Genomic DNA, 6,517 nt, shown 5'->3' on the forward strand with positions numbered 1-6,517 from the left:
GGGTCACTTCCTGTACATCAGGCGGGGATTGGTGGCGATCGCCAGCACATCCGCGCCGAGGTTGAGAAGAATGTAGATGCTCGCAAAAATCAGACAGCTTGCCTGCACCACGGGGATGTCCCGTTTGGCCACGGAATCAACCATCAGCTGTCCAAGGCCGGGGTAGACAAAGACAACCTCGACGATGACCACGCCTGTAATCAGATAGGCGAGGTTCAGGGCCACCACATTGATGATTGGTGCAAGCGCATTGGGAAGCGCGTGGCGCAGGATCACTCGGAGGGGGGACGCCCCCTTGAGCCACGCCATTTCGATATAGGGTTGGGCCAGCAGGTTTATGATTGCCGCCCGCGTCATGCGCATCATATGTGCGGTCACTACAAGCACCAGCGTCAAGGCTGGCAGGAATGTGCGGTACAGCATCTCGCCCAGCCCTGCGCTACTGCCGAAATCCGAGATTGACGGAAAAATGCCCCAGCGGATCGACAGGAACAGCATCAGGATGTAGGCGACGAAATACTCCGGAAACGAGATCGACGAGAGGGTAAAGATGTTCACCCCCCGGTCAAACCAGCTGCCGCGATACAGCGCGGCCAGCAATCCCAGCCCCACGGCCAGCGGCACTGAGATGACCGCCGCATAAACAGCGAGAAAGAGCGTGTTCCCAAGGCGGGCAGCCAACAGGTCGGAAATCGGCCGGTTGTTCGCCAACGACTGACCAAAATCACCCCGAACAATGCCGCCAAGCCAGTCAAGATACCGAACATAGGCCGGCTGATCGAGACCAAGGTCACGTCGGAAGGCCGCCACTGTTTCCGGTGTAGCGGATTGGCCAAGTACCTCTTCGGCAAGGTCTCCGGGCAACAATTCAATTGCCATAAAGATAAACAGAGAAATCGCAAACAGCGTCAACAGCCCAAGAGCCAGACGGTGCAGGATCATGCGGGCGAGCGGATGCATGTCAGCTGACCTCCGGTTCAGGCCAACCGATGTCGCGGATCGGGCGGCCCGCGTGCTCAGGCACCTCCAGCCCGCTTTGACCCGGCGAGAGAGCCGCAAGCCGTTCGGTCAGCGATGCCGCCATCGGACTTGCGCGGCCCGCCTCTGTATCCACATGCATCAACATATGCTCGGCGGTGGCCTGCACCTGCCCGGCCTCATCAACCATTTCGTGATGCAAACGGATGCGCTTGGCGTCATGGCCCAGCACGATGCTTTTCACCGAAAGCCGCGTGTTGACCTTGGTTTCCGCAAGATGGCGAATGTGGGTTTCCACCGTATAGACCGAGCGGCCCGCGCTGCGATAGGCGTCGTCCATGCCGATATGGCCCAAGAAAGCGTCGGTCGCATCGCCGAAAACCTGAAGGTAACGGAATTCGGTCATATGGCCGTTGTAATCCAGCCATTCGCCCGGCACACGCGTTTCATGCAGCACCATGGACGCGCGATAGTCCGTTTCAGTAGCGCGCGCGACGGCTTTCGCACGCTCGAAGAAGCGGTCTTCCATCTCGCGAAGGGTCTCGCCCGCGCCCCAGTCGTTGGCCCGCAGAGCCTGTAGAATGCCGATCAAGTTTTCATCGCGAATCCGCTCCAATTCACGGATCGAATGCTGCCCGGATTGCGCGTCTGACTGATCGCCAATTTTACCTGCCAGCGCGTCTGTCATCTCTGGCACGTCCATGAGCTTGGTCCACGGCCATTTCAGGGCGGGGCCAAATTGTTCGATGAAATGCTTCATCCCGGCTTCGCCACCGGCAATGCGATAGGTCTCAAACAAGCCCATCTGCGCCCAGCGAAGACCAAAGCCAAAGCGGATAACGTCGTCGATCTCTTCGGTTGTGGCTACATCGTCATGCACCAGCCAAAGCGCCTCGCGCCAGACGGCTTCGAGCAGGCGGTCCCCGATATGGGCGTCGATTTCCTTGCGGATGCGGACAGGTTTCAACCCGGTCTCGCGCTGGATTTCTGCGGCGCGGTCAAGCGCGGCCTCTGTATTCGCGGGGGAGCCCACGATCTCGACCAGCGGAACTAGATAAACGGGATTGAACGGATGCGCCACGAACAGCCGTTCGGGGTGGGCCATACCCTCTTGCAATTGCGAAGGGCGAAAGCCCGAGGTGGAGGAGCCGATCAGCGCATCACGGGGCGCGGCGGCTTCGATGGCGGCGATGACAGTATGCTTCAGGTCGAGCCGCTCAGGCACGCTTTCCTGGATATAATCGGCACCCGCCACCGCCGCGGCAAGCGTGTCGTGAAAGGTCAGTTGGCCTTCGGGGCCAAGCGGTGCCATCAGCATGCGGGCGTAGGCACGGCGGGCGTTCTCGAGCACTTCGTCGACAATGCGGCGGGCGTCCGGGCTGGGGTCATGCACCGCGACGTCAATCCCGTTCAGCAAGAAACGCGCGATCCAACCACCGCCGATGACACCACCGCCAATACAGGCAACCTTCGAGATCAATTTGGACATTTCAGAAGCCTTCTGTCGCCATAAAAAAAGGCTCTGCCGCCGGGAACATGGCAGCAGAGCAGGGGGGATCAAACGTCGGTGAGCCACCAGCGTTCGATGGCCTTCCAGCCATCGAGATACCGGTTCGCCGCGACCTCGCCATGGGCGACACGGTCGTTCCTGCCGTCGATGTAGTTGCCGAACATCGGGATAATCGCCCCGCCATCGTCGCGACAAAGCCGCTGCATATCGGCATACATCTCGGCCCGCCGGTTCTCGTCCAGCTCGGTCCGCGCCTGGATCAGCAACGTGTTGAATTCGTCGTTCTGCCACTTGGTCTCGTTCCACGCAGCACCAGCGCCATAGACAAGGCTGAACATCCAGTCAGCGGTCGGGCGCCCGTTCCAATACCCCATAAAGAAGGGTTCTTTCATCCAGACGTTGGACCAATACCCATCAGCTGGTCGGCTGTTGACCTCTAGGTTGATGCCCGCCTTGGACGCGCTTTGCTGGAACAATACGGCGGCATCAACCGCGCCGGAATAGGCCCCGTCAGAGGTGGCAAGCGTTACATCCAAACTGTCGAGCCCGGCTTTCTTGAGGTGGAACTTGGCCTTGTCGGGATCATAGGTCCGCTGCTCTAGATCTGCCGCATGAAACCGCTGCGACGGTGCAATGGGGTGGTCATTGCCAAGGCTGCCATGGCCGCGCAGCACCTTATCCAGCATTTCCTGTCGGTTCACCGCATGTTTCAGGGCAAGACGCACGTTCACATCCTCGAAAGGTGCCTTGCTACACTGCATTGCAATCGGAAAATGCGAGGTGCCGGTGACTTCGACCGTATGCACATTCGGACGGCGCTTGAGCATATGGACGGTTTTTGTCGGCACGGCATTAATGATATCCACTTCGCCGGTGACCAACGCGTTCTGACGCGCGGTCGGGTCGTTTATGGTCAGAATTGTCACCTCATCAAACCAGGCCCGATCGGATTTGAAATAGTCGTCGCGGCGTTTCAGACGCATGCGTACGCCGGGCTCGAACTCTTCCAACGTATAGCCGCCAGTGCCGACACCCGACTGCCAGTCCAGCCCGCCTTCGCCGTTTTCCGGCATGATCCACATGTGGTAATCGGCGGTGACATATGGAAAATCGGCGTTGCCGCTGGTCAGCTCGAATACGACAACATTGTCACCGTCGGCCCGGATCTCTTTCACCTGCTTTAGCAGCTCTTTGGCACCGGATTTCGTATCCTCGCCACGGTGATGGTTAAACGACGCGATCACGTCCTTCGCGGTGACTTGCTTGCCGTTGGAAAAGTTCGTCTTGCGCAGGCGGAAAGTCCATGTCGCCGCATCGTCACTGGCTTCATAGCTTTCGGCCAGTTCAGGCTGCGCCACGCCCGCAGCGTCGATCTCTAGCAGCGTGTTGCACACGGCAAGCATCCCAAGAGCAACCACCCCACCATAGGTCGTGGCCGGGTCGATCGTGTCAGACGTCGCCCCCCCGAACTGCCAACCCGCACACTGCCCCCACGCTTGGGCGCTGGCTGTGCAAAAGCCGCAGGCGCAAGCCCCAAGGCTAGGGCAGCAGCCGAACTTGTCCGCAGGAAACCGTGGCGGTCGAGGTTGGATAGGGTCATAGCAAATCTCCCTTGCTAGCGGCGTATTAACGCCCGTTGTCGCGCCGGATTTACCAGCGTTTTTTCAGGTTCAGCTTGCTGCGCACTTCGGCGGGGGTCAGCAGGTTAACGTTCATCGCCGACAGCATCGTCACGGCCCGTTCAACCAGATCACCGTTAGAGGCCTTCACCCCTTTGCTCAGCCAGATATTATCCTCTAGCCCGACGCGCACATTGCCCCCTGCAAGTACAGCTTGGGCCGCGAATGGCAGTTGCATGCGCCCTATAGAGAACATCGAATAACACCAGCCTTCGGGCATGTTATTCACCATCGCCATGACTGAATTGAGGTCATTGGGCGCGCCGTAAGGGATGCCCATGCAAAGCTGCACCAGCACCGGATCGTCGATCAGCCCCTCTTGTACCAGCGTTTTGGCTAGCCAAAGGTGGCCCAGATCAAAGACCTCGATCTCCGGCTTCACGCCGGCCGCCTGAATGCGCTTGGCCATTGTACGCAGGGTGCCAGGTGTGTTGGTCATGACATAGTCAGCTTCGGCGAAATTCATCGTGCCGCAATCCAACGTGCAGATTTCCGGCAACAATTCCTCGACATGGACCAAACGTTCGGTCGCCCCGATCAACTCGGTTTCGCGCTCATTCAACGGCAAGGGCGCTTCGGCCGAGCCAAGGACGATATCACCGCCCATGCCAGCTGTCAGATTCAAGATCACATCGGTCCCGCTATCGCGGACCCGCGCCACAACTTCGCGGTACAATGCGATGTCGCGCGATGGGGCACCGGTTTCAGGGTCACGCACGTGCACATGGGCCACCGCGGCGCCCGCATTGGCGGCTTCTACACAGGCGGCGGCGATCTCTGCCGGGGTTACGGGGATTTTGTCGCTTTTTGTGTGGCTCTGGCCTGAACCTGTCACCGCACAGGTGATGAATGTATCCCAGTTCACGTTGTCGCCTCCGTTTGCGTGATGTCTTGTTGCGGCCACCTTAGAAAGGAACCAACTTTCCTATTGGCCTAAACTGCCATATTGCTTGCATATGTCGCCAATATACCCTTTCCGATTAGCTATTTTGCCCTTCGATGGCTTTTCAAACATGGTGCTCGCCAGCGCGGTAGGCCTTTACGCGCCGCTTGCGACATTTCGGGCAATCCGCTGTTTCGCTGGCAGGTGGCCACTGTTGGCGGGCGGCCGATCCGCAGTTCGTCGGGTATGCAGCTACGCCCGGATATCGCATTAGAAGCGCTTGATCGCGTTGATGCGCTTGTCATCGTGGCTGGATACGGCGTCAGAGAGCAGGCCGAGCCGCCGCAGGTTCGGGCCGCAGGTTCGGGCCGCAGCCCGTCGGGCAGATAGTCTGATTGGGCTTGATATGGGGGCGTGGGTCATGGCCGCCGCGGGCCTGCTACACGGGCGCCGTGCGACGGTGCATTGGTACGAGCTCGACGCATTTGCCGAAGCCTTTCTGGAGGTTGATGTCGTGGCCGACAGCTACGTCGTGGATCGGGATCGGCAAAGCGCTGGCAGTGCAACCTCGGCCATGAGCTTGGCTCTTGATCTGATCCGTGATCGGGCCGGAGATGCGCTGGCGCATGATGTAAGCACGCTTTTCGTATATGATACGGCCGACGCACGACGGGCGGAAAGCGGCGCACTGTCGCCCCGCCTTGGGCGGGCGGTGCGCTATATGTTGAAATATATAGAAGAGCCAGTCACCCTCAGGGAGGTCTCGCAGCATGCCGGGGTTTCACTTCGTTCGCTCGATCGCATGTTCCACCGCGAGCTCGGGGTTTCGGCCGGCCAATACTACCGCCGTCTGCGCCTGATCCAGTCCCGGAGCCTTGCACTAGAAACGAGTATGCCCACCCACGAGATCGCGACCCGGACCGGCTTTAGCTCCGCAGCCACACTGGCGCGCGCGTTCAAAATACAATTTGGCAGCACGATCAGCGAAATACGGCGCCGGACGCGACCAGACAGCGGTTCCATTTAGACCGGTGCTTCTATTAGCGATGCGGAGTTATCTGATTGGCTGCGGTCGTGAGATCCGAATATGAATACGTAGATATAAATTAACATAACGTTCATTATCCGGTCTAGCGTTGTAGCGCGGGCACATTCTAAACTGGGTTGCGAAATTTCCCCTATCTTGCTGGAAAGCAAGGAGAATGAAAGATGGCCCATACAGAGCTAAACCTGCGTGAACGGCGCACGATTGAAGATATGTTGAATGCTAAGATACCCGTACGAGAGATAGCAGCGGAGATCGGCAGGCATGTTTCGACGATTTATCGTGACATCAAGCGCAACCGCTATGCCGACGAAGACCTGCCGGAATTGAACGGATACTATGGTGTTGTTGCTCAACGCGCTGCGGTTCAAAGGCGTGCACGCCGTCAAAAATTGGTGCGCCTTGTCGGCCTGCGAAAGGCT

6 protein-coding genes are annotated in these 6,517 nt (G+C 58.8%); 2 read left to right on the forward strand and 4 right to left on the reverse strand.

Going from position 1 to position 6,517, the window contains the following annotated elements; genetic code table 11:
- Nucleotides 1-3 precede the first annotated feature (3 nt).
- From BLQ98_RS08735 to BLQ98_RS08750, 4 genes are all read right to left on the reverse strand, one after another.
- Nucleotides 4-960 carry an ABC transporter permease gene (locus tag BLQ98_RS08735; protein ID WP_093732966.1) on the reverse strand — a complete coding sequence of 319 codons (957 nt, stop codon included), beginning with the start codon at nt 958-960 and terminating at the stop codon, nt 4-6.
- A gap of 1 nt (nt 961) precedes the next feature.
- Nucleotides 962-2,467, reverse strand: a complete 1,506-nt coding sequence (locus BLQ98_RS08740) for a carnitine 3-dehydrogenase (RefSeq protein WP_093732967.1) — start codon at nt 2,465-2,467, stop codon at nt 962-964.
- 68 nt (nt 2,468-2,535) lie between these two features.
- Nucleotides 2,536-3,906 (reverse strand): ABC transporter substrate-binding protein, encoded by a 1,371-nt coding sequence (locus BLQ98_RS08745; protein ID WP_244148399.1) that lies wholly within the window; start codon nt 3,904-3,906, stop codon nt 2,536-2,538.
- Nucleotides 3,907-4,138: 232 nt separating this feature from the next.
- Nucleotides 4,139-5,032 carry a beta-keto acid cleavage family enzyme gene (locus BLQ98_RS08750; protein ID WP_093732968.1) on the reverse strand — a complete coding sequence of 298 codons (894 nt, stop codon included), beginning with the start codon at nt 5,030-5,032 and terminating at the stop codon, nt 4,139-4,141.
- 310 nt (nt 5,033-5,342) lie between these two features.
- Between BLQ98_RS08750 and BLQ98_RS08755 the strand changes: the two genes are divergently transcribed.
- Together BLQ98_RS08755 and BLQ98_RS08760 are read left to right on the forward strand one after the other, a co-directional pair.
- On the forward strand, nt 5,343-6,077 hold the full coding sequence (locus BLQ98_RS08755) for a GlxA family transcriptional regulator (RefSeq protein ID WP_141135313.1): 735 nt from the start codon (nt 5,343-5,345) through the stop codon (nt 6,075-6,077).
- Nucleotides 6,078-6,259: 182 nt separating this feature from the next.
- Nucleotides 6,260-6,517, forward strand: a 258-nt coding sequence (locus tag BLQ98_RS08760; RefSeq protein WP_141135314.1) for a helix-turn-helix domain-containing protein, incomplete at its 3' end; no start/stop codon positions are given.

The organism is Sulfitobacter litoralis (assembly GCF_900103185.1).
Taxonomy (GTDB): domain Bacteria; phylum Pseudomonadota; class Alphaproteobacteria; order Rhodobacterales; family Rhodobacteraceae; genus Sulfitobacter; species Sulfitobacter litoralis.